The sequence below is a fragment of the Vibrio mediterranei genome (genome assembly GCF_900088415.1).
Lineage (GTDB): Bacteria > Pseudomonadota > Gammaproteobacteria > Enterobacterales > Vibrionaceae > Vibrio > Vibrio mediterranei.
Map to the genome: position 1 here is coordinate 165,979 of NZ_FLLQ01000007.1, position 21,563 is coordinate 187,541.

At 43.4% G+C, this 21,563-nt stretch carries 20 protein-coding genes; 15 read left to right on the forward strand and 5 right to left on the reverse strand.

Annotated features, from left to right (window positions below):
• Nucleotides 1–141 precede the first annotated feature (141 nt).
• From tnaC to VME0621_RS19495, 3 genes are all read right to left on the reverse strand, one after another.
• On the reverse strand, nucleotides 142–216 hold the full coding sequence (tnaC, locus tag VME0621_RS27075) for a tryptophanase leader peptide (RefSeq protein WP_081411542.1): 75 nt from the start codon (nucleotides 214–216) through the stop codon (nucleotides 142–144).
• A gap of 249 nt (nucleotides 217–465) precedes the next feature.
• Nucleotides 466–1,644, reverse strand: a complete 1,179-nt coding sequence (locus VME0621_RS19490) for an alpha/beta fold hydrolase (RefSeq protein WP_062459501.1) — start codon at nucleotides 1,642–1,644, stop codon at nucleotides 466–468.
• A 33-nt stretch (nucleotides 1,645–1,677) separates the two neighbouring features.
• Entirely contained in the window at nucleotides 1,678–2,049 is a 372-nt protein-coding gene (locus VME0621_RS19495) for a DUF333 domain-containing protein (protein WP_038230315.1), read from the reverse strand.
• A gap of 195 nt (nucleotides 2,050–2,244) precedes the next feature.
• Here VME0621_RS19495 and nfsB point away from each other — a divergent pair, with 195 nt between their 5' ends.
• Complete coding sequence (nfsB, locus tag VME0621_RS19500) at nucleotides 2,245–2,898, forward strand: oxygen-insensitive NAD(P)H nitroreductase (RefSeq protein WP_062459498.1); 654 nt, start codon at nucleotides 2,245–2,247, stop codon at nucleotides 2,896–2,898.
• 44 nt (nucleotides 2,899–2,942) lie between these two features.
• On the opposite strand, the gene VME0621_RS19505 is transcribed toward nfsB, so the two are convergent.
• Both VME0621_RS19505 and VME0621_RS19510 read right to left on the reverse strand, forming a co-directional pair.
• Nucleotides 2,943–3,866 (reverse strand): LysR family transcriptional regulator, encoded by a 924-nt coding sequence (locus tag VME0621_RS19505; RefSeq protein WP_062459495.1) that lies wholly within the window; start codon nucleotides 3,864–3,866, stop codon nucleotides 2,943–2,945.
• Nucleotides 3,867–3,963: 97 nt separating this feature from the next.
• The gene (locus VME0621_RS19510) at nucleotides 3,964–4,986 is read right to left on the reverse strand and encodes a zinc-binding alcohol dehydrogenase family protein (protein WP_062459492.1); all 1,023 of its coding nucleotides are present in this window, start codon (nucleotides 4,984–4,986) and stop codon (nucleotides 3,964–3,966) included.
• A 252-nt stretch (nucleotides 4,987–5,238) separates the two neighbouring features.
• On the opposite strand from VME0621_RS19510, the gene VME0621_RS19515 reads away from it, so the two are divergent.
• The 14 genes from VME0621_RS19515 (at nucleotide 5,239) to tssH (ending at nucleotide 21,549) form a co-directional block, all read left to right on the forward strand.
• Nucleotides 5,239–5,769: a cytochrome b gene (locus VME0621_RS19515; protein WP_006070750.1), complete on the forward strand. Its 531-nt coding sequence runs from the start codon at nucleotides 5,239–5,241 to the stop codon at nucleotides 5,767–5,769.
• 173 nt (nucleotides 5,770–5,942) lie between these two features.
• On the forward strand, nucleotides 5,943–7,151 hold the full coding sequence (locus VME0621_RS19520) for an MFS transporter (protein WP_006070751.1): 1,209 nt from the start codon (nucleotides 5,943–5,945) through the stop codon (nucleotides 7,149–7,151).
• Between the two features lie 144 nt (nucleotides 7,152–7,295).
• Nucleotides 7,296–9,287: a type VI secretion system Vgr family protein gene (locus tag VME0621_RS19525; RefSeq protein ID WP_062459489.1), complete on the forward strand. Its 1,992-nt coding sequence runs from the start codon at nucleotides 7,296–7,298 to the stop codon at nucleotides 9,285–9,287.
• Nucleotides 9,287–9,871 carry a DUF6931 family protein gene (locus VME0621_RS19530; protein ID WP_062459486.1) on the forward strand — a complete coding sequence of 195 codons (585 nt, stop codon included), beginning with the start codon at nucleotides 9,287–9,289 and terminating at the stop codon, nucleotides 9,869–9,871. Before VME0621_RS19525 ends, VME0621_RS19530 begins: the two co-directional genes overlap by 1 nt.
• Nucleotides 9,868–10,170: a PAAR domain-containing protein gene (locus VME0621_RS19535; RefSeq protein ID WP_038230304.1), complete on the forward strand. Its 303-nt coding sequence runs from the start codon at nucleotides 9,868–9,870 to the stop codon at nucleotides 10,168–10,170. The genes VME0621_RS19530 and VME0621_RS19535 overlap by 4 nt, the downstream gene beginning before the upstream one ends.
• A gap of 226 nt (nucleotides 10,171–10,396) precedes the next feature.
• Complete coding sequence (locus VME0621_RS19540) at nucleotides 10,397–11,776, forward strand: type VI secretion system protein TssA (RefSeq protein ID WP_062459483.1); 1,380 nt, start codon at nucleotides 10,397–10,399, stop codon at nucleotides 11,774–11,776.
• 32 nt (nucleotides 11,777–11,808) lie between these two features.
• Nucleotides 11,809–12,330, forward strand: a complete 522-nt coding sequence (locus VME0621_RS19545; protein ID WP_006070756.1) for a type VI secretion system tube protein Hcp — start codon at nucleotides 11,809–11,811, stop codon at nucleotides 12,328–12,330.
• A gap of 19 nt (nucleotides 12,331–12,349) precedes the next feature.
• Nucleotides 12,350–12,856: a type VI secretion system contractile sheath small subunit gene (tssB, locus tag VME0621_RS19550; protein ID WP_006070757.1), complete on the forward strand. Its 507-nt coding sequence runs from the start codon at nucleotides 12,350–12,352 to the stop codon at nucleotides 12,854–12,856.
• Nucleotides 12,853–14,331: a type VI secretion system contractile sheath large subunit gene (gene tssC, locus VME0621_RS19555; RefSeq protein WP_006070758.1), complete on the forward strand. Its 1,479-nt coding sequence runs from the start codon at nucleotides 12,853–12,855 to the stop codon at nucleotides 14,329–14,331. Before tssB ends, tssC begins: the two co-directional genes overlap by 4 nt.
• Before the next feature lie 56 nt (nucleotides 14,332–14,387).
• On the forward strand, nucleotides 14,388–15,785 hold the full coding sequence (locus VME0621_RS19560) for a type VI secretion system contractile sheath domain-containing protein (protein WP_062459480.1): 1,398 nt from the start codon (nucleotides 14,388–14,390) through the stop codon (nucleotides 15,783–15,785).
• Nucleotides 15,782–16,198, forward strand: a complete 417-nt coding sequence (gene tssE, locus VME0621_RS19565; protein WP_031495885.1) for a type VI secretion system baseplate subunit TssE — start codon at nucleotides 15,782–15,784, stop codon at nucleotides 16,196–16,198. Before VME0621_RS19560 ends, tssE begins: the two co-directional genes overlap by 4 nt.
• Nucleotides 16,191–17,951 (forward strand): type VI secretion system baseplate subunit TssF, encoded by a 1,761-nt coding sequence (gene tssF / locus VME0621_RS19570; protein ID WP_062459477.1) that lies wholly within the window; start codon nucleotides 16,191–16,193, stop codon nucleotides 17,949–17,951. The genes tssE and tssF overlap by 8 nt, the downstream gene beginning before the upstream one ends.
• Complete coding sequence (locus tag VME0621_RS19575) at nucleotides 17,942–18,898, forward strand: type VI secretion system baseplate subunit TssG (protein ID WP_062459474.1); 957 nt, start codon at nucleotides 17,942–17,944, stop codon at nucleotides 18,896–18,898. The genes tssF and VME0621_RS19575 overlap by 10 nt, the downstream gene beginning before the upstream one ends.
• 44 nt (nucleotides 18,899–18,942) lie before the next feature.
• The gene (tssH, locus tag VME0621_RS19580) at nucleotides 18,943–21,549 is read left to right on the forward strand and encodes a type VI secretion system ATPase TssH (protein WP_062459471.1); all 2,607 of its coding nucleotides are present in this window, start codon (nucleotides 18,943–18,945) and stop codon (nucleotides 21,547–21,549) included.
• Nucleotides 21,550–21,563 lie beyond the last annotated feature (14 nt).

Genomic DNA, 21,563 nt, shown 5'->3' on the forward strand with positions numbered 1-21,563 from the left:
CAGATACGATTTAGTTTTGTTTCTATATTTAATCTATGAACATACTTAAACCATTACGACAATAATGCACGTTCTTGCATATTGATTCATTAGGGATAGCTGTACATAGGCTATGCGCACTGGACAGTGCGAGAGACAGGGTTATCTCGAAGGGAAGAAGAAAGCGATTTTGTAATCTAGAGTAATCCAGATACTTGTGATGTTGAACTTTTCCATTTGTTTACCTACTTGAGATGTTCAATACCTTGCTGAGTGAGGTATATTCCAAAGTAACTAAGTTAATTATCTATAATTAACCGTACATGTCATCACTATAGAATATAATTTGAGAAGTCGCTAACAAAAAAGTTGATTATGAAGGATATACAGCTGTTTAATAAAGATTATTTTTGACGACGATCAACACAGCGTACTAGTTAATAAAAGCACTTCGAGACATTAATAAAAATAGATCTATAAATATCACTATCTTTGAGCCATAAATTCGATAACTCGCACCATCATAGGTTCAAAGTAAGGATTCCAACTCAATCTAGCACTGATGGTATCTTCATCAAACAATCCCCAAGCTGAATAAGACAAGGTTGGCATCTTAGCGCAATCGACCATATAGACCTCTCCTTCTTGAGAACCACCGCATTGTCTCATCCACCCTCTACGTCCATACAAGATATTATCATCACGATACAAGACAGAAATGTGTGAACCACTCTGTATGTTAGAATCTGGCAGTTTCATACTAAATTGCACGAAGCGCGAATCTGAGTAGTTCTGTTCACCAAACCAAATAAGTGAACTATTTTCGTTACGAAAGCGGGTTTTAAAGAGATCGTATATAACTTTAGAGTTTATTAACTCATCTGTTTCCGTCACTAACAGTAGGGCTGGCAATTCAAAAGTTTTTTCTTTTAGCGCGTCTTGAACATCAACCGCAGTTTGATAGTACAGTGCTGCCCCATTCATTGCCAATGAATCATAGCGAGTAAAGTTCTGCTCTTTCTCGAGACTTACCCAATCGACAAAATGACGCGCAAAACTCGCCATTGAAACGAGTGGGTCTTTTGGCGCAAACGCTGGCGAAAATAGCACAAGCCCTTGAATTGCTTTAGGATGAGCTAAAGCGTATTCAGTCACCAAATTGGTGCCTGTTGAAAAACCGCCTAACCATATTTTGTCGACATCATCACGCAGCAAGTTGACTTGATGTTCCACCGCCAAACGCCAGTCTTCATTGGTTGGATTCATTAGATCAGCCGGTCGAGAACCGTGACCCGGTAACAGCATGACATGAACTAAATAACCATGTTTTGCTAAGTAAGGTGCAATGTCGACAAAGGAGTAAGGCGAGTCTCCCAGTCCATGGACCAGTAATATACCTTCCCCATTAGGATTATCAGGTAGCAACCTGTAAGGGCTAACAACATCCATTTCGACTTGGTAACCGGCTCCATGAAATACTCTAGTCTCATCAAGCCAAGCTCTAGTCTCATCGACATATTGTTCAAAACTAGATTGTGTATAAGGAGCAATAGAGCCCGAACTGGTATACATTTCGGGCTCTTGTTGGATAATCTGATTACTACAACCAACCGTGACGAGTGCAATAATGAAAACGAAAAAACCTGTTACTTTACTCTTTTGCACTATACCGTCCTTGTTGTTGGCAGCAATACGAACTTAGCTGCTCGTAGATTGATGATCTCTGAAGTAGCTTTCTGCATCCATAACTTTACCGTCTGGGAGCGCACATTTGCTCGAATCTTGCATATAGACGCCACCTGTCGATTCACAATATCTCGCCGCCTCGTTTGGCATTTCCTTATGATTTTCTCGATAATAATCCCAAGCATCAACAGCCTCACCCGACTTTAACGTACATTGACCAGTTTGAAGGTCATAAGTACCATGCTCTTCGCAATAGACCGCGGCTGGATTGGCCATCCCGATAGGTTGCTCTTTGTTAACCTGGTCACTGCTTGAACATCCGGCTAATACCAGCGTAGATACCGCAATAAGACCAGCAAGGCATTTTAAGCTATTCTTTTTCATATTATTTCCTCTTACTTACCTTAGATAAAGTTAGATGAATCTAATCAAACTTCAACCTTTTCCGCACATTGTATGGGTAATCTAAGTTCTAGTATCTTCAAAGAATATTTGAAACTGCATCAAACTCCACGGTGTTTTTACTTGCGGCTGGTTTCGCTATCCTCGGGGTAACACCCGTTAAGTAGAGACACGTTTATGAACATTGCTGACAACGCTAAAAACCGCTATTCAACCAAAGCATTCGACCCATCTTTTAAGCTATCTTTCCAGCAGATAGATGCGATTAAAACACTCCTTCGATTCAGTCCATCCAGCGTGAACTCTCAACCATGGCACTTTATCATTGCCAGTACTGACGAGGCCAAACAGCGTGTTGCTACTGCCACACAAGACCGCTACAGTTTCAATGCTCCCAAAGTGCTTAACGCCTCTCATGTCATCGTATTCTGTACAAAAACAGAAATTGATGACAACTACTTACAGTTGTTGCTAGAAAATGAAGAAAAGGACGGCCGGTTTGCTACTCCAGATGCAAAACAAGGACAACGGAATGGACGACACTACTTCGTTGATATGCACCGCTCCAACTTGAAAGATGCTCAGCATTGGATGGAGAAGCAAGTGTACCTGAATGTAGGCACGCTCCTACTTGGCGCTTCGACTCTAGGCATTGATGCCGTGCCTATCGAAGGGTTTGACAGTGCTGTTCTTGATAAAGAGTTCAACTTAGCCGCGCAAGGATACCGTAGCTCAGTTATCGTACCGCTCGGAAAACATAGTGAGCAGGATTTCAATGCAAAACTGCCAAAGTCGAGACACAGCTCAGACTACTTGTTCAGTGAATGTTAGCTATTTAAACGAGGTAAACAATAACTAGCCTTATACGATTAGGGCTAGTTATTTAAAATGTGACTGACCTTATCAAACTGACTTTGACACTTCTCTTTCAAGAACTTTTGGAACTCTCGAATAATTGGTCTTAACTGCCTTTTATCAGCACACACCATATACAGCGGCACCGACTCACCTTGCCAGTCAGGCAGAACTTTTCTCAGCTTCCCCTCAATAATGTCCTGACTAGCGTCGATTAACGACTTATTGACGATTCCTCTGCCTTTTAACCCTAAACGCCTCACGACATCACCATCATTAGCTGATATTGCTCCTTTGGTTTCTACAACGACTTGTTGAGAATCGTAGGATAACGGCCAATGATTATGTACCGAACCCGCGACCATAAAGCTTATGCAGTTATGTTGATTCAAATCGTTTGGGTGTAACACTGGTGAGTGATGACGAATGTAGTCAGGGCTAGCACAAAGTACTCGAACATTCTGTGGACATAACGGTATTGCCACCATATTTGAATCTGGAAGCTCGCCATATCGAATAGCAACATCAATTGGTTTGCTATACATATCTACCAACTGATCAGATAACTCAAGACGAACCGTGACGTTTTCATGTAAGTCAGTGAACTCATTAATCCAATCAAGCAGTAAGTTTCGCCCAAAGTCAGACGGTGCAGACACATAAATGTTACCTGTTAGCGCGCCACGAGCATTTGCGATCTCCTCGACACCTTCATTCAAAGTTGCAAGAGCACAATTAACTTTGGCTAGGAATAGTTCTCCCTCTCCAGTTAAGCTCAATCTTCGTGTTGTTCGAACAAACAGCGGGAAGCCAACTTGCTCTTCTAAACGCTTTATTGATGCACTAACGGCTGCAGGCGTCATATCCATTTGATTCGCTACTTTAGAAAAACTACCTTGTTTGGCCGTTTCGGCAAACAAAGTCAGTTCGTTCAGTGCTTTCATGTTACTTTCACCATATTCACTACAATCTTTTCCATCATATACAAAAAATACCTCGACTCATAAAAGAAGAGGTATTTTTAACTAACATGCTGATTGTTTAATCAAAGTTGATGGCAAGCTTACCGATCATAGCGCCACTTTCCATCAATCGGTGCCCTTGCTTTAATGACTCTGCATTGAAGCCATTGATCTCTTTGGTCAAGGTTGATTGAATTCGTCCAGAGTCAATAAGATTAGCGACTTGTTTTAAGATATCACCTTGTTTGTACATATCCTGTGTTTTGTATATTGAGCGTGTGAACATAAGCTCCCAAACAAAACCGACTGACTTACCTTGAAGCTTACTAAGATCAATACCGCTATCAAACTCAACGATTGAACCGATCATACCTTGAGGTGCAATAAGTTCTGCCATCGCATCCCAATGACCAACCGTGTCAGCGACATTGAAAATATAATCTACCGTCTCAAACCCCAAGTCATGAACAGATTCGACCAAGTTTCTATGATTGGCCACATAGTCTGCGCCCATCTCTTTTACCCAAGCTTCGGTCTCTGGGCGTGATGCTGTCGCAATAACCGTTAGGTTAGTGAGCTGTTTTGCAATTTGAGTAGTAATAGAGCCGACACCACCAGCACCACCGATAATTAATAGCGTTTTACGCTCTGACGGGTCTACACGAAGACGATCAAACAGAGCCTCCCATCCCGTTAATGCAGTCAACGGGACTACAGCCGCTTCTGCGTCAGTGAGTCCTTTTGGAGCTCTCGCGACAATTCTAGAATCAACAGCATGATATTGTGCATTGGTGCCTGGGCGAGTGACATCACCAGCATAGTACACTCGATCGCCCTCAGTGAAGCTGGTAACCTTACTGCCCACTGATACCACTTCTCCCACAGCATCAAAACCCAGAACACGTGGACTTTCTAATGTTTTATTCACTGCTGAACGAACACGTATTTTTGCATCTGCAGGGTTAACGGAAATGGCCGCAACTTTTACAAGTAGGTCAAATTCGCCGATTTCAGGCATAGCCATTTCAAACTCATACAAGCTGTTTTCATCATCGATAGTTTTTGATTCACTAAAACCGATTGCTTTCATCATTGTTGTCATAACGTGTTCCTCTATAGTGTCTAGCTGCAAGTGTTCTTGCTCAATGACTTAACTATAGGTTGAGAGAAGGAAGCTAAAAACCACCAAAGACTTGAAACACTTTCAAATAAAAACCGATGTATCTAACAAGCTCAAAACTCCAGATGATAAGTATTCTTATCTTTACTTAACTTTACACATATGCATCTAGAACAAAAAAAGAGCATAAGGAATAATTATCGCCATAAGCCCACAACAAAAATATGGACTAATATGCTCAACAACAAACTTAGTAAACCTACCATGGTGTTTCATTGGCTAACTGCTGTTTTCTTTATAGCGACGCTTGCCATAGGACTTTATCTCGGCGATATGGCCAATGGCCCAGACAAAAATGAGCTAAGGAATCTTCATAAATCACTCGGAGTACTTGTGATGTTTGCAGCTTCAATCAGGCTAGTTTGGCGCCTGAAAGAAGGCATGATCGGTTCCATCAAACAGCTACCTGCGTGGCAAGAGAAATCTGCCCACTTTGTTCACTGGTTTTTGCTTTTAGCTACAATAATGATGCCGCTATCTGGAATCACTATGAGTATCGGAGGAGGACGTTCGGTCGAGTTTTTTGGCATAAGTCTTATCTCAGCAGGAGAGAAAATCGAATGGCTACAACAAATTAGCTCTACCATTCACTTCTCATCGGTGAACATTGTAATCGCTATACTTGTATTGCACGTTCTGGCAGCCCTAAAACACCAACTCGTTGATAAAGATGGCACACTCTCACGTATGTTAGGCAGAAGCTAAAAACATAATTTCAAATGATGAAAGCACCACTTTTTGGTCTTTCATCATTTGATGTCATTAGAAGACGGGGCGTAATTATTCGATTGTGAGAAGGTAACGGGGAGTATGTTACTTGTTTCTCTTTCCAATTCCTTGAAAATTCATGAGTAAATTATTAATAGAGGTTCTCACTCATGAATGGCATTCGACTGTGGCATTTCGCACAAGCTTCTCTTGGTATCGTCCAATGGGTTGGTATTGCGATTCTTCTCAACCCAATCATCATTGAAAGAACATCTAGTGGCGCACTACTAGGCCAAGTCATGGCACTCATTGGAGGTGCCGGTTTATTAGCACCGTTGATTGGTGGGATGGCCGATCGTTATTGTTGTCATCGTCTACTACAACGAATGGCCTTGTTTATTCATTTTATTGCTCTGTTAATTCTTTACTTCGCTGAGACAACCGCAGCGATCTACTGGACAGTAGGTATTCTGATAGGCATTGGTAGTGTCGCATTGTTAGTACTGAATCCGACCTTTGTAATCGCGTCTAGCAAAAACCAAAATGATGAAGGCCGGGGTCTAGCCAGCTTATATCAATGTCAGTTCTTTGGTGTTGTTGTGACTGGTTTACTTATTTCTATTGCTGACTTCTACAATGTGCCAAGTGACGATCAGCTGCTTATACTTATGTCTTTGGTCATCATCGTGCTTTGTTTGGTTTCTGTTTGCCCTCCTCCATCCATTGAAACGGATAAATCCTACTTTGAGGGTGCTGAGAAGAAATTAGGTAATGAAACCACTTCACAACAAGGTGCAGCACCTTGGTTTCTCTTTTTGTTGGCAGTCTTCTTCTCAATGTTTCTCTCTTCTAACCTGATGGAACTTGGTCCTTTGCTAATCAAAGAAGTTTATCAAGTCAATATCGGCAACTCCGCACTTGGTATGGCTATCTCTGCCATTATCAGCATTTTTATGCTCGAATCGGCCGGAAGATGGATGCAAAGAAGCGGGCCATTTAAAGTTTGGTATGCCGCTCAAGTGATTTATTTAATAGTCGGCACTCTATTTTGGTTAACCGCTGGAAATGATGTTCAGGCTTTCGTGCCTATTGCACTGTTAGTGTTACTCATGCAAGCAATGTCTTGGAATGACATGATCATTCCATCCATCGCAGGTCGTTTGAGTCCCAATTCTCCAGCGTTAACTCAGGGTCTTTTGATGTTATGTATGGCAGGCGGTTTTGGTGTCGGCGCAATGCTTGCTGGCTTATCCATTGATAAATTCGGCTACGCATCAGTATTCACCTTGTCATTAATCGGGATTATCATTGCGCTCTTGTGTATAGGATTACTCACCCTGTCTACCCAGAAAAACCGACGTACCATTTCTGCCTCTTAAAGCCCCTTTTCGCTACACTCCCAAAGCACAGTAACTCGATACTGTGCTTTGATATTGCTCACATTCTTCCTTAACTGCCTATACTGTTTAGTATCTAGTGCTAATCTTAGAATATTATCAAAGGCTTAGTTCAAGGAAGACAGAATGGCCGATCTATACTTGGCATCGACCAGTGAGTTCACTGCCAAAGATTATAAGAACAATGAGTACCTAGTAACTCATGCGACAATTCAAGAGCGGTTCTTTGAACCTTTTGAGATCAATCTACAACTGGTCGCAAAAGGGCTCTCTGCCTCTGATCAACTCGGTCAGACAATGACGCTTAATCGCTATACTTTTGAGTCAGGCTCACAAAGCCTAGTGCGTAGCTTTCATGGCTACATCGCAAAGATCGTTTGCACGGGTTTCGATGAAACTCAGCAATATGCGTTTTACAACATCACTTTACGGCCTTGGCTATGGTTACTTAACTTTTCTAAGAAAAGCCGTGTTTTCCAAAACCAATCAACCAAAGATATCGTTTCTTCTGTGTTTAGTGATGCCGGTTTCTCAAGCCTATTTACAGCCAAATCTCTACCAAGTACCAAACGTGAGTACTGCATACAGTTCAATGAAACGGATTATGACTTTGTCTGTCGGTTGCTTGCTCAAGAAGGAATTCAATTTCACTTTGAACACACATCAAGCAGCCATAAACTGATCTTACAAGACGCGGAGAAACCATACAGCAAAGCGGATATCAATAAGTTCGATATGGCTAACCTACCCTCTGGTAGCAACCCACTCATTCAATCTTGGCATTCTGACCTTCAGTTTCACGGAACGAGTTTGGAGCTCACTGATTACGACTACAGTCAATCTAAGTTGCTCTCCAGTAAAGCAAGTAAATCGAGCAATAAAATCGCCAATAACACTAAACTAGCCGCAACACATTTTTCTAACGATAGCGTTTCTGGAGACATGACCGATCTGTCCACTCTGGTCAAACGTCGTGTGGAAGCGATAGAAAGCCAGTACAGTACAATACAGGCATCCAGTGATATAGACGCATTTTATGTGGGGCAATACTTTTCACTAGCCAGTCACACAGACAATGCACAGTTGGGTGAATACTTAGTAGTCTCGCAAACCGTTCAATATGATGGCCAGTCAAGCGGTCAATCGAATTGCCAAACTCAAATCACTGTAGTGCCCAATTCCACTCCCTATTTGCCAACCGTCATTGACAAACCTTCAATTCAAGGCGTTCACAACGCCGTAGTTGCAGGAAAAACAAGTGGTGATATTAGTCAGGATGACCAGGGGAGAGTAAAAATCCAATTTTTGTGGGACAACGAAACGAGCGGCGATGATACCAGTTGCTATGTTCGCGTTGCTCAACTAATGGCGGGGAAAGGTTACGGGACACAGTTTATCCCACGAGTTGGCCAAGAAGTGCTTGTCACTTTCATTAATGGCGACGCGGATAAGCCAATTATTACTGGCTCGGTATACAATAGTCAGAATGCTCCTCCATATAAGACAGCAAACTCTACTCAAACTGGTATTAAAACCATGCTTAAAGGTCAGAGTAATGAGTGGTACTTCGATGATAAAAAAGATAACGAACTGTTTTATCAACATGCCGCTAAGGACTTTACCTTAGAAGTAGAAAACAACGTCACCACGACCATCAAAGGTGAAGTCGCCTATAAAGCGACCAAAGCTATTACCTATACCGCTGAGGATGCGATGACGATGAGCGTTACTAAAGCGTTTAGCGGCAAAGCCAAGACCGTCAGCATTGAGGGCGAAGACTCTCTAGAGCTAAAAGTAGGCTCAAGCAAAATCACCATCAGCTCTTCCTCTATCAAGATTGAATCTGGTGCAATCGAAATTAAAGCCTCTAACGCACTTAAACTTCAGGGCATGACGTTGGATGCCAAAGGCTCAACATCTGCCAAATTATCCGCTGCGTCTGTAACGGTAGACGCCTCGGGAAGTGGAACTATAAAAGGGACAAGCTTGACATTAGACGCCCAGACGACTTTAACCGCTCAAGGAAAGCTCTCAGCCGATCTCAAGTCAAACCTGAAAGCATCCATTAATGGTGCTGTCATGTCTGAAGTCAAAGGCGCTATAGTGAAGGTAAATTAATGATGACTCAACAACTTCAGTATCGAAAGATACCCTACGTAAACCCTGAGCAAATCACGCCATTGTTTAGTGCTTCAGAGGATCTCACTGAGATACTAGCTCAGTCACAGAGCATTGAAGATTTTATAGCGACATTGCAAGAGAAAGAGCTCTATTTCGATCTGGTTCAATTTCTTGCACACGCTTTACCGGTAAGGGAAGCCATCCTTTGGGCTTACTTATGCCTTGAGATTCGGATGCCGGACTGGAACAAAACACAACAGACTTGCCTTGCAAGCTGCAAACAATGGGTATTTGAACCAAGTGAAGAGGGAAGGCGGCGCTGCGAACTCTATGCAACTCGATTAAAGTTAAAGTGCGCACCATCATGGTTAGCACAAGCTGTATTTTGGAACGGTGCTGGTAGTATTGTGTCACCTGAACTCCCCAGTGTACTCCCCGACCCCAAGCTATACGCCAAAGCCTGCGCTGGGGCCATTAACACCGCCGCTGCGATACCTGAATGGGACAAGCATGCCGACTATTATCAACAATCCATCGCAGTCGCTCTCAATATAGCTCATGGAGGCTTAGGAAAGTCATGACTTTGCCAGCAGCTCGTTCAACAGACATGCATGTCTGCCCAATGCAAACACCAGCAGTGCCCCCTATTCCGCACGTAGGAGGGCCTATTATTGGGCCAGGAGTACCAACCGTTTTAATCGGGAACATGCCTGCGTCAGTCATGGGAGACATGTGCACATGCGTAGGGCCACCGGACAGCATAATTAAGGGCAGTGCGACAGTGCTTATTTGCAATCGGCCAGCAGCTAGATTAGGTGACACAACAGCACACGGAGGTACCATTGTTGCGGGAATGCCCACAGTCCTAATAGGGGGATAAACCCCTAATTTTATTATAGTTAATTAGCGTTCGCGTGTGACGTCGTTCCAATATTCCTACCGAAAAGTAAAAAAATGACGAAATTTCACAAATTTCCGAGACTTTCTGAAAAACGCTTCTAATATTAAAGCAATGTAATCATGTTGTTAAGCTATTGACACTTTAAAAAGTAAATAGTTTTGTTAATTGCTTTGATATGCATAAATGAAATAAACCAAGGAATGGTATGTACAGTTTCGATGACCTATCAGGCGCTCTATCGGAAGACGCTCCCAGTGGACAATACTTAAAGCTTGATCGCGGCGAATATAGAGCGATAAGAAATGGATATAACACCGCCCTTTCTTCCTTTAGACAAATGTTAGAAGCTCCAGATGCATTTGCTGACGAAGAAAAGTCTGAACTCAATGAACAAAACTGGCAGCAGTTTAGAGAACAGCTCAACGAAGCACTCGGTTCGAAAACAAAAGATACGGAACTTTGGAGCTGGTACATAACTAGCTTGTCATTTGACCGAGAACCTATACCGAAGCTGATTGAAGGTTTTAAGCTTCTTCAAAACTACATTGACAACTTCTGGGATACCTTGCATCCAACACTGCCTGACAACAAGGTCAAGGCGACGGATGAGTCTGGAAAACAAAAAGAACTGGTGGAGTTTCGCATCAAACCGTTATCGCAGTTCATCGGTGACGCACCCGAGGCCTCCGCGCTCTTTATGCCCACACAGTTCATTCCTCTTGTTGGTAACATCACTTATTCTCGCTATTTCCAAGCAGAACGCAGCGGCACATTGAGTGATCTGCAAAACGAAGCTAACGACGCTTTTAGCCTTGAATGTACCGACTTGATTCTCGGCTTAGGGCAATTGGTAGAGCAGGTAAATCAGGTAGAAACTGTGCTTGCAGAACGTTGCCAAAGCCATGACGTCCAAGCGCTCAGCTTTAAATTCGTCCGTGAAATCTTCGAAAGCCATTTAACGGCACTGCGAACATTAATCGGTAACCAATATAGTCAGTGGCCTCTAGACGATATGAACACTGAAGCAGCTTCTGGCGAGACTCAATCTCAACCAGATAACTCTGAGCAGTCAGACGCTCACGATAATATAGACTCGGTCAGTTCTAATCCAGATACCGTTAGTATTCCCGATGCGACGCCTAATAAAGCATCGGAATCTACACCCCCTATTTCAGCGACAGTTTCAACTATCTCTACACAGCCTCTCACAAGAGACGCCGCTTATAATCAATTGAGAACTCTAGCGGACTTCTTTAAGCAAACTGAACCACATAACCCAACTAGTTACCTACTTGAACGGGCAATTGTTTGGGGACAACTACCCTTACCAGAATTGATGAAAATTCTGGTAGGAAATAATTCCAATGCACTTAATCAAATCGATTCACTGATTGGAATGAATGACGCTCCTATAAACATGGAAAACAGTTCACTATCAACTCAGTCTGGTGGTCACTCTCAGCAGTACACAGAGTCTCCTACTAGCAACTCGAATGATGCCGAATCCTCGGCCTCAAACCAATCCAACAACAATGAAGTAACTCAAGCTACCGCAAATTCAGACGTTTCTGATTTTGAATGGTAACGGTTTAACGCGATACGCGAAGGAGAAAACTGATGGCTTCTATTTTTATGAGAATTGACGGAACCAAACCTAAAGGTGCAGCAACCGTTGAGAAAATTGGTGGTAAAGATGGGTTCTTTGCCATTGATAATGTTTCTTGGAGCGCCGTTCGTGGCGTAGGTATTGATGTAGGTAACGCCAACAATGCTGACCAAGGCATGGTGGCTCTGGGGGAAATCACAATTGGTCGTGGCTGTGATGGTGCCTCACCTTACCTTACAACTTTCTTATATGCACCAGGTGCTGAAGGTAAAACCATTGAAGTGGTGATGACTAAACCAAATCGCGAAGGTTCTGGTGCTGATCCATACCTTATCTTAACGCTGAAAAACGCACGTATGTCTAACTACACAATGACAGGAACAAACGGTTCATTACCAAGTGAGAGCTTTGCGCTTACCTACACCGAGATTTCAAAAGCTTACTATATCGAGGGAGAAGGCGGAAAAATCGAGAAAGGCCCGGAAGTCGGCTTTGATGCAACTGAAGCGAAAGTCACTTCAACCGCTAGCTAATTAATCAAGGAGAGATGTTGTGGCACTAAATTCTCAGCACAAACGCGTAAGTAAGAACCGCGTTAGCATCACATATGATGTAGAAACCAATGGAGCAGTTGAAACAAAAGAGCTGCCTTTTGTTGTGGGTGTAATCGGTGATTATTCTGGTCATAAACAAGACAAAGAAGATGTTGAAGATCGCACATTCTATAACCTAGACAAAGATAACTTCGATCATGTTATGAAACGCGTTGGTCCTGAGTTATCCATGAAAGTAGACAATGTTCTTGCCGAAGATGATAGTCAATTTGAAGCAAGCCTTAAGTTTAATTCTATGAAGGACTTCGAGCCTGAAGCCATCATTGACCAAGTCGAGCCCTTAAAAAAGCTCGTAGAGACTCGCAATCAGTTGAAGGTACTACTTTCTAAGGCTGATCGCTCTCGTGATCTAGAGAAGTTATTGAAAGAAGTGTTGCAAAGTGCAGACACCATCAACGCCTTATCTCAAGAACTTGGTATTGAACAGAAAGGAGCAGAAGAATGAGCACTGAATCAGACGTACAAGGCCAACCGTCCGCTGAGGAAGGCTCACTGAGTTTCCTTGACAGAGCGATTGAAGCCACAACACAAACTCCTGCGGATACAACTAAAGAGCTGTTTTCAGTACTTGCTGAACAGGCACTTTCAGGCACCGTAACGTGGGATAAAAACTTAACTAAAACTATTGAAAGCGCCATCGGCGAAATCGACAAGAAGCTATCAAAGCAGCTTTCTGCGGTGATGCAACAAGACGACTTTCAAAAGCTTGAAGGTTCTTGGCGTGGTCTACAAAAACTCGTCAAAGAGAGCGACACTGGGCGTTCATTGAAAATCAAAATGGTTGATTTCTCACAAGATGAATTGCTCGAACAATTTGAAGATGCACCAGCGATCGACCGCAGTCCTCTCTTCAACGCCCTGTATCAAGATGAATACGGTACAGCAGGTGGTGAGCCCTACGGCACATTCATAGGTGACTATGAGTTCAGCGCAAAAGATGAAGATGTAGCACTTCTTCGTTACATGGGCGAAGTAGCTGCAGCGTGCCACGCTCCATTCATTGCCGCAGCCAATGCGCAAATGTTTGAGTTCAATGACTTCTCTACATTTGAAGAAGGCAAACCTGTTGCAGCAGGCTTTGACTCTCCTGCATACGCGGCTTGGAACTCGTTTAGGGAAAGTGATGATGCGCGTTATGTCACTCTGACGCTTCCTCGTACTATGGCACGCTTGCCATATGGACAAAAAGGGCTAAGCACAGACGTCTTTGCTTATGAAGAGCTGGATGTGGATATGGATGGTAATCCGAATCCGAAGAATAACGATGAACTTGTCTGGTCTAATGCGGCGTATGATCTAGGTCTTAAGATGACTCAAGCATTCACTGCATATGGCTGGTGTACTGCTATTCGAGGTCTTGATAACGGCGGTAAAGTAGAAAACCTACCTAACCTAACGTACAAGACTGAGGCTGGCGATTTAGTCCAGCAATGTCCAACAGAAGTGAATCTCACCGACGAACGAGAGAAAGAACTCAGCGACCTTGGTTTCCTTCCTCTAGTTCATTACAAGAACACCAACTATGGCGTTTTTATCGGCGGGCAAACTACCCAAAAACCGAAAACCTATACCGATCCGGATGCTACGGCTAACGCTGCTATCTCCGCACGACTGCCATACATCATGGCAAGTGGTCGAATTGCCCATTATTTGAAAGTAATGGGACGTGATCGTTTGGGTTCAAACATTGAAGCACCCGATATTCAACGTGAACTTCAACTTTGGATCGACCAATACACCAACGCCGGCGCGATTGGTAACGATTCTCGAGCTCGTACGCCACTGGCAGAGTCTCGTATTGAAGTGGTTGAACAGCCGGGTAAACCTGGGGCTTACTCTGCGATTGCACACCTAAGACCATGGCTTCAACTCGAAGAACTTACCACCTCTGTTCGCATGGTTGCGAAGATTCCTGGTTAATTGTGATAAGCCGCAACCCTTGTGGTTGCGGCTAAATGCTGCGGTAGTTGATGTAGATGTTTAGTACAGACTGGCAAAAACAATTTAACGCGCTCGACCCCAAACAAGATTCATACTTGTTTGACGCACTCGCAATGATGGTCGAACTAGCAAAAAAAGAACACCAATACTCTACTTATTCAGCAGAGCGTATTATTGCGCAAATTACTCAACTCATTCTTGTCTTAGATGAGCACCTTTCCAAACAAATGGATCTCATTCTGCACAATGACGACTTTCAAGCTCTAGAGGCTAGTTGGCGTCAAGCGCTTTACCTAGCAACACAACCAGTCAGCAGGCAAAGAACCAAACTCAAAATTCTTGATATGAGCTGGGAAGAGGTATCAAACGACCTCAATCAATCATATTCCATCAAACAAACTTTTTTGTTCAATACCATTGGCAATAAAGAACTTAATACGCTAGGTGGACAACCCTTTGGTTGTATCGCCTTCACACACCCTATTTCCATGGACCTAGACGTCAATAGCGAATTTGACGACATCTACACACTGGGTCTAATTGGTCAACTGGGTGAACAAACTTTATGTACCATGCTAGCTTCTCCTGATTCACTTTTTTTTGCCGACTCGGGCGCCGATTGGCTTTCCAATACACAAAGAATAGAAAAGGTCTTAAACGGCCCAGATTACACAGCTTGGCAAGCTCTGCGCAAGCAACCTAGTGCTCGTTTTCTTGGCTTAGCGATGCCACGTATCAAATTGCGTCAACCGTACAAAGATCATCGCTGTGGATTCCTTTATCAAGAAAAAGGCGACACGCTTTGGGGATATGCCAATATTGCTTTCCTATCTACGGTAATGAAGGAACACCATCGTATCGGTTGGTTTGGCTTCCTAAAAGCTCGTTGGAGTGATAAAGAACAAGGGGCTCTTCTGGCATGGAAACACAAAACATCTGAGCTTACTTACAGCGAATGTGACAGTTATTTATTTGGTAGAATCGCTAGCTTTTATTCCAATCAAGGTTTCATCTCTCTCGCAAGAAACGCACTAACAGGCAAGCTCTACTTCTCTGGTAACAATTCAGTGTGGGCACCATCAGATAGCGATAACGACAAAGTTTTGGCTCAACTACAAACGACACTGATGTGCTGCCGTGTCGCCCATTTTCTCAAAGTTCAAGTGCGTGAAATGATTGGTAACTTCAGTGATGCGCGAGAATGTGAACAGTTTCTACGAAACTGGATTGAGAAATTCTCCAGTAATGTGAACTACGCCAATGAAGAGACCTTGGCAAAATATCCTCTCAGCAAAGCACACATTGCCGTTAACGAGATAGAGTCCCTTCCCGGCCATTTCTCTTGCACGTTACGAATGGTTCCCCAATATCAGTTCGACCATTTTAACGGTGAAGTGGTGTTAACTACGGAGCTTGGGGAGGTCAGCCAGTGAGTTTCTACAATGCTTTTATTCAATCATCTCGCCAAGACGATGAGATTGACGATATTCGCTACCATCTGACTCGATTACTAGAGTCTGAAGCACCGTTAATTGCTGTCGAAAACAGTCTTTCTGAGGTCAGACGTTCTAGCTTTACCTTCGGTATTACTGATGTTCAGCTGCTGACCGCCAACCTCGACCAAACACAGTTAGCAAGAAAAATAGAAACATGGCTTACCACATATGAGCCGCGATTATCCGATGTTTCTGTGGAGATGTTAGAACGCCGGGAAGGTCAAAACTGTATTCAATTTACCATTGTAGCCAAGCATCTATCTCAGGACGGAGAACAAACCCTCGTCTTTGACTCGAAAATAGCGCTTGGTGACTTCAGTGCCAAGATATCAGAGGAAGAATATGACTGATCCTTTGCTTCGATATTATGAAAGAGAGTTAGCTTTAGTAAAGCGTTCCTTAGGGTTCTATGCCGAGGAGCACTCTCATATTGCCTCATTACTCGATATGCATCAGGGGCAAATCGAAGATCCCAGCCTCGCGCGTTTGCTGGACGGTGTTGCCTTGCTCAACGCTAAAACAGAAATGGCATTGGAGACCCAATATTCGCAAGTTATCGATAGCTTGATAGACGTGATATACCCTTCCATCAATCAACGAGTTCCAAGTATTGGTTACGCAGAATTGAATGCACCGGATGGTATTACAGAGAGCGCGAATATTCCATTGGGTAGTCAATTTTCAAATATGATTGGGGAGCAAGAGTGCTTGTTTCAAACGGTTGATAACTTAGCGATCAACCCATTCAGCATAACAGATATTTCAGCAACCACTGCACCGTTCTCAGTCCATAAGCCAGAAGAGGCAGAACTGGCCAATGCTGCGCTTCAGATTCAATTATCAACGGGAGATGAAGGTGTCTACTTTTCCTCGCTAGCTTGTTCTGACTTAAACTTCTTTGTAAAAGGTTTTGCTAACAACGCAGACTTATTAGTAGAACTTCTGCTCTCGAACTGTCTCGCAATCTCTCTGTCAGATCATGAAAACAACACAATTGCAGAGTTGAGTGGCGTGCAACTACAGAGCCGTGTCGGCGATCCTGATTTTAAGTTTTTACCCGCAAAAGGTAATCAGTTTGATGGCTTTCAAATCATAAGAGAGTTTTTCTTATTCAAAGAAAAGCGACAGTTTTTCATTATAAGAAATTTCGCTAGCGCTATTAGCAAAGTTAATGACCATCAATGTACTTTGAATATCTTCCTGAATGACATTCCTTCTGAGTTTTTGCGTTTATTTGATACCGACGTCATTCGTCTAAATGTTGTGCCCGTAATTAATACTTTCGAGCACATAAGCGAACCGATTACTGTCGATGGGCGTCGCCTCGCTTATCCTATTCAACCTAACAGTGGCAATGACTCTGTCATCGACATCATCAAGATCCAATCAGTCAAACAAATCACTGCATACGGAGATGTCGAACTGGTGCCTGTTCTAGGGGACAAATACAAACACAGCAAAAAGACACACGGTACAAGTACTGCCTATTGGGAAGCGAAAATGAACTTAGAGCGACAGTTTGAAGTCGTCGTTTCAGAGTCTCTTTATCAATCGGAAAATGCCACGCTAATTGCACGTTTATTGTGCTGCAATGACAAACTGGCCTGTAGTGCGTCTGGTGAGCTTGAATGCCGAGAGAGCATTGATCTCCCCGGAGTCATGACCCTGATGTACCCGCCATCCGCGCCGCAAGATGTACAAAATAGTGAAAAGTCATTAAGCCAGCTGATTGGGCTTTTAACATGTAACTTTAACTCCTTGCTGCAAAGCGATGATCCCGCATCCATGCTAAAAGGAATTTTTAAGCTATTCGCTCATGATGCCAAAAACCTCGATGAAATTAACACCATCAACAATGTGAAATTCCAAACGCAAGTCTCTACCCTGCGAGTTCACAATAAAAATGTATTTGTCCCGGGTACAGAAATCACGGTAGAGCTCAACTCTGAGATGCCCTATCACTCGTTCTCAATAGTCATGAACGAGTTTTTCAAACAATTCTGCAGCTTTGACCGCTATGTACAACTTAGTGTCAATCTATATGGTAAGCCGCAAAGCGGCCTCTGTTTCGCGAAAGTTCACGGGAACCAGCTATGTCTTTAAACCTGTCTAGTTCACCTATGAACAGTCTCTGCAATCAGCCCGATGATTTTGAGTTTGCTCAAGCTATTCGTGTTCTTCAATCGTATTGTTCTGACAATCATCAGAACCGGACTCGATTGAAACTAGAATCAGAAGTCATTCCCAGTGGAGATTTAAATGACATTAGTCAGATAGAAGTTACCAATAGACAAATACGTTTATCTATCGCAAAGACGGCTTTGTCCGGTGTATATGGTGTCATCCCTGATTACATCTATGAAGAATTGCTTGAAGCACTACATCAGGAAGACGAAGGATTAAAAGCCTTTCTTGATGTCTTCAACCAACGTCAATTTGAGCTTACTTACAAACAAGAGACACGCGCTTGGTTACTGCTTCAAAATGAGCAAAACAATAAGTTAAGTAACACGCTTTATCATTTGTCAGGATTGGAAAATAGCAATCGTCATTTGATTCAATATACCATGCTGCTCGGTCAAAATAGCAGAAACATTCGTACGTTAGAGCAACTATTAAACGACTACTACGAACTAAAGATATCGGTACAAGTCACCCCATATGAGACTCGAAAGCTACCTGAAGCCGCAACTAGCAATATTGGTAAATCTGTTAAGTCTAGGAAAAACAATAAATTAGGACACGGTTTATTAATAGGAAGTCGCTGTGATGTACCTAGTGCCAGCATTAAAGTTTATATCGAGCCTCAGAATAGACGCGAAGTCGAACAGCTCAAACGGGGTTCAAGATTAGCAAACGATGTGAAGTCAACGGTTCAACATTATCTCAAAGATGATACTCCAGTAACGATCTATCTACTCATTCTTAGGCAGCATCTAAATGCACCAGTTCTTAGCTCCAACGCTTTAAGCTCTGCGAAACTGGGAGAAGTCGACTGCTTAGCTCCTGAGCGTTTTCCACAATCCAAGGTACGAATAAGGCTACGCTGATCTAGCTTTATGACTCTAGGGATATCAAAAAAGGGAATTTATACATGGCACAAGTAACACTCACTAATTTAGTTAGCAAACTCTCACCCGAGTTAAAGCAGGCTCTAGAAGTATCGGCTGGAGCAGCAATGAACCAAGGGGTGCCCGCTATCGAAGTAGAGCATTGGATTTTGCAGCTCATCTCGCAGAAAGACAAAGGTCTAGAAAATCTCTGTCGTTCTCAAAACATTGCTCAAGATGCTTTGGTTAGTGAACTCACAGATAAAATCACGCGTCTTCCCAAAGGAAGTGAAGGACAACCAACACTAAGCCATGAGCTCACTGAATTGATTAAAGATGCGTGGATGATTGCCTCAGTAAACTACGGACATGGTGAAATAATCAGTCTGCACCTTATTCAGTCCATGCTTCAACAAAACGTAATGGGTGTTTCCACTTTGAAACTTGAGAGTTTGAAAGATGTTTCCACTGAATCTTTACAAGGTCTTATTCGAAAAAGTGGTGCGTCGACTTCTACCACCTCCCCTGGCACCAGTACAGGTGGTGAGTCGTCTAGCGGTGGCGATGCGCTCTCAAAGTACACTATCAACCTGACCCAACAAGCTCAAGATGGCAAGATCGACCCCATTTCTGGACGCAACAGTGAAGTGCGCAAAGCTATTGATATTTTGTGTCGTAAGAGACAAAACAACCCTATTTTCGTAGGAGAACCTGGCGTCGGTAAAACCGCAGTGGTTGAAGGCTTAGCGCTTCGAATTGCAACTGGCGAGGTGCCAGCGGCGATTCAAGGTGTTCAAATTCACTCTCTCGACCTTGGGCTCCTCCAAGCAGGAGCAAGCGTTAAGGGTGAATTTGAAAACCGACTAAAAGATGTCATTAACGAAGTTAAAAGCTCCGAGGAACCCATTATCGTCTTTATCGATGAAGCACACACGTTAATAGGTGCTGGCGGTGCAGCCGGACAAAATGACGCCGCTAATCTGTTGAAACCGGCCTTGGCTCGTGGAGAATTCAAAACCATCGCAGCAACAACGTGGGCGGAATACAAAAAGTACTTTGAGAAAGATCCTGCTTTAACCCGAAGATTCCAAGTTGTCACCATTGAAGAACCAAACGCAGAAGACGCAATGCAGATGCTAAGAGGGGTTGCCGACTCACTTCAAGGACATCATGGTGCCTTCATTACCGAATCAGCCATTGCAGCCGCCGTTAATCTGTCAATACGCTATTTACCATCAAGACAACTTCCAGACAAAGCCATTAGCTTGCTCGACACTGCAAGTGCTCGAATTGCCTTAACCCAAGGCGCAAAGCCAGAAATTATCGAGTCTTTAGAGCAAATGATTCGTTATCAAGAAAACGAATTGATGGCATTGGCTAAAGAGCAAGCGCTATTCGGTGGCAATGAAGCCGATATTGCAGAAGTCACACAGCAAAAAGAGCAAAAACAAAACAAACTCGACGCATTGAATATTCAGTGGAATCAAGAAGTTGAGCTAGTTGATAGAATTAAAGCAATACAATCTGATATCAGCAACGCGAGCGAAGAAACCGAAAACCCTGCTCAACTTACGGCAGAACTGAACAAGCTGCGAGATGAGCTGGCAGAACTACAAGGCGAGACGCCTCTGGTTCACGCATTGGTCGATGAAGGAACGATTGCTGAAGTGATTGCAAACTGGACTGGAATTCCCGTTGGAAGCATGTTGAGTGATGAAATTAATAAGCTGCTTACTCTGGAGTCCGAGCTCGATAAGCGTGTGATTGGGCAGAATGTGGCCAAACAAGAGCTCGCTAAGGCAATTCGTATCTCTAGAGCAGGCTTGACCGACAACCGTAAACCTATCGGCGTGTTCTTGATGTGCGGCCCAAGTGGTGTTGGTAAGACTGAAACCGCCATGGCACTTGCAGAACAGCTCTATGGTGGTAGCAACGACATGACCATCATTAACATGACGGAGTTTAAAGAAGAACACAAAATATCAATGTTGCTTGGTAGCCCCGCGGGCTACGTGGGCTTTGGTGAAGGCGGTGTATTAACCGAAGCGATTAGACGCAACCCCTACTCGGTTCTGTTACTTGATGAGATGGAGAAAGCGCATCCTGGTGTCCACGATCTCTTTTATCAAATCTTCGATAAAGGACATATCAAGGACAGTGAAGGCCGTAGTGTCGATTTCAAAAATACCATTATTATCATGACCTCAAATGCGGCTGACCAAGCGATTTGCGATGCTTGTGACGAAGCCGAATCCCAGCTTGATAACAGCACGCTGCTAGAAATGATTCGACCCGACCTTCAACGTTACTTTAAACCCGCATTTTTGGGCCGTACGACAATTGTGCCTTACTACCCACTTAACGATAGTGAGCTAGGCAAGATAACCGAAATATCACTGAATCGTATTAAGAAAAAACTGGCTGAGCAATACCAAGCATCATTCCGATGGGATGAGTCGTTCATTAACTACGTTGTGGAGAAAAACAACGACCCAACAACTGGCGGTCGCGCGGTAGAGCAGATCATTAATCGCTCGCTCATGCCCAAGTTAGCTGAAGAGTGTATTAATCGCTTGAGCAGACAAGAAGCCATAAATCATGTGGAGGTCTCAGGTGATGACAAAAATGGTTTCTCTTTGAGTATTAGCTAGCAAAAAGGCGATAG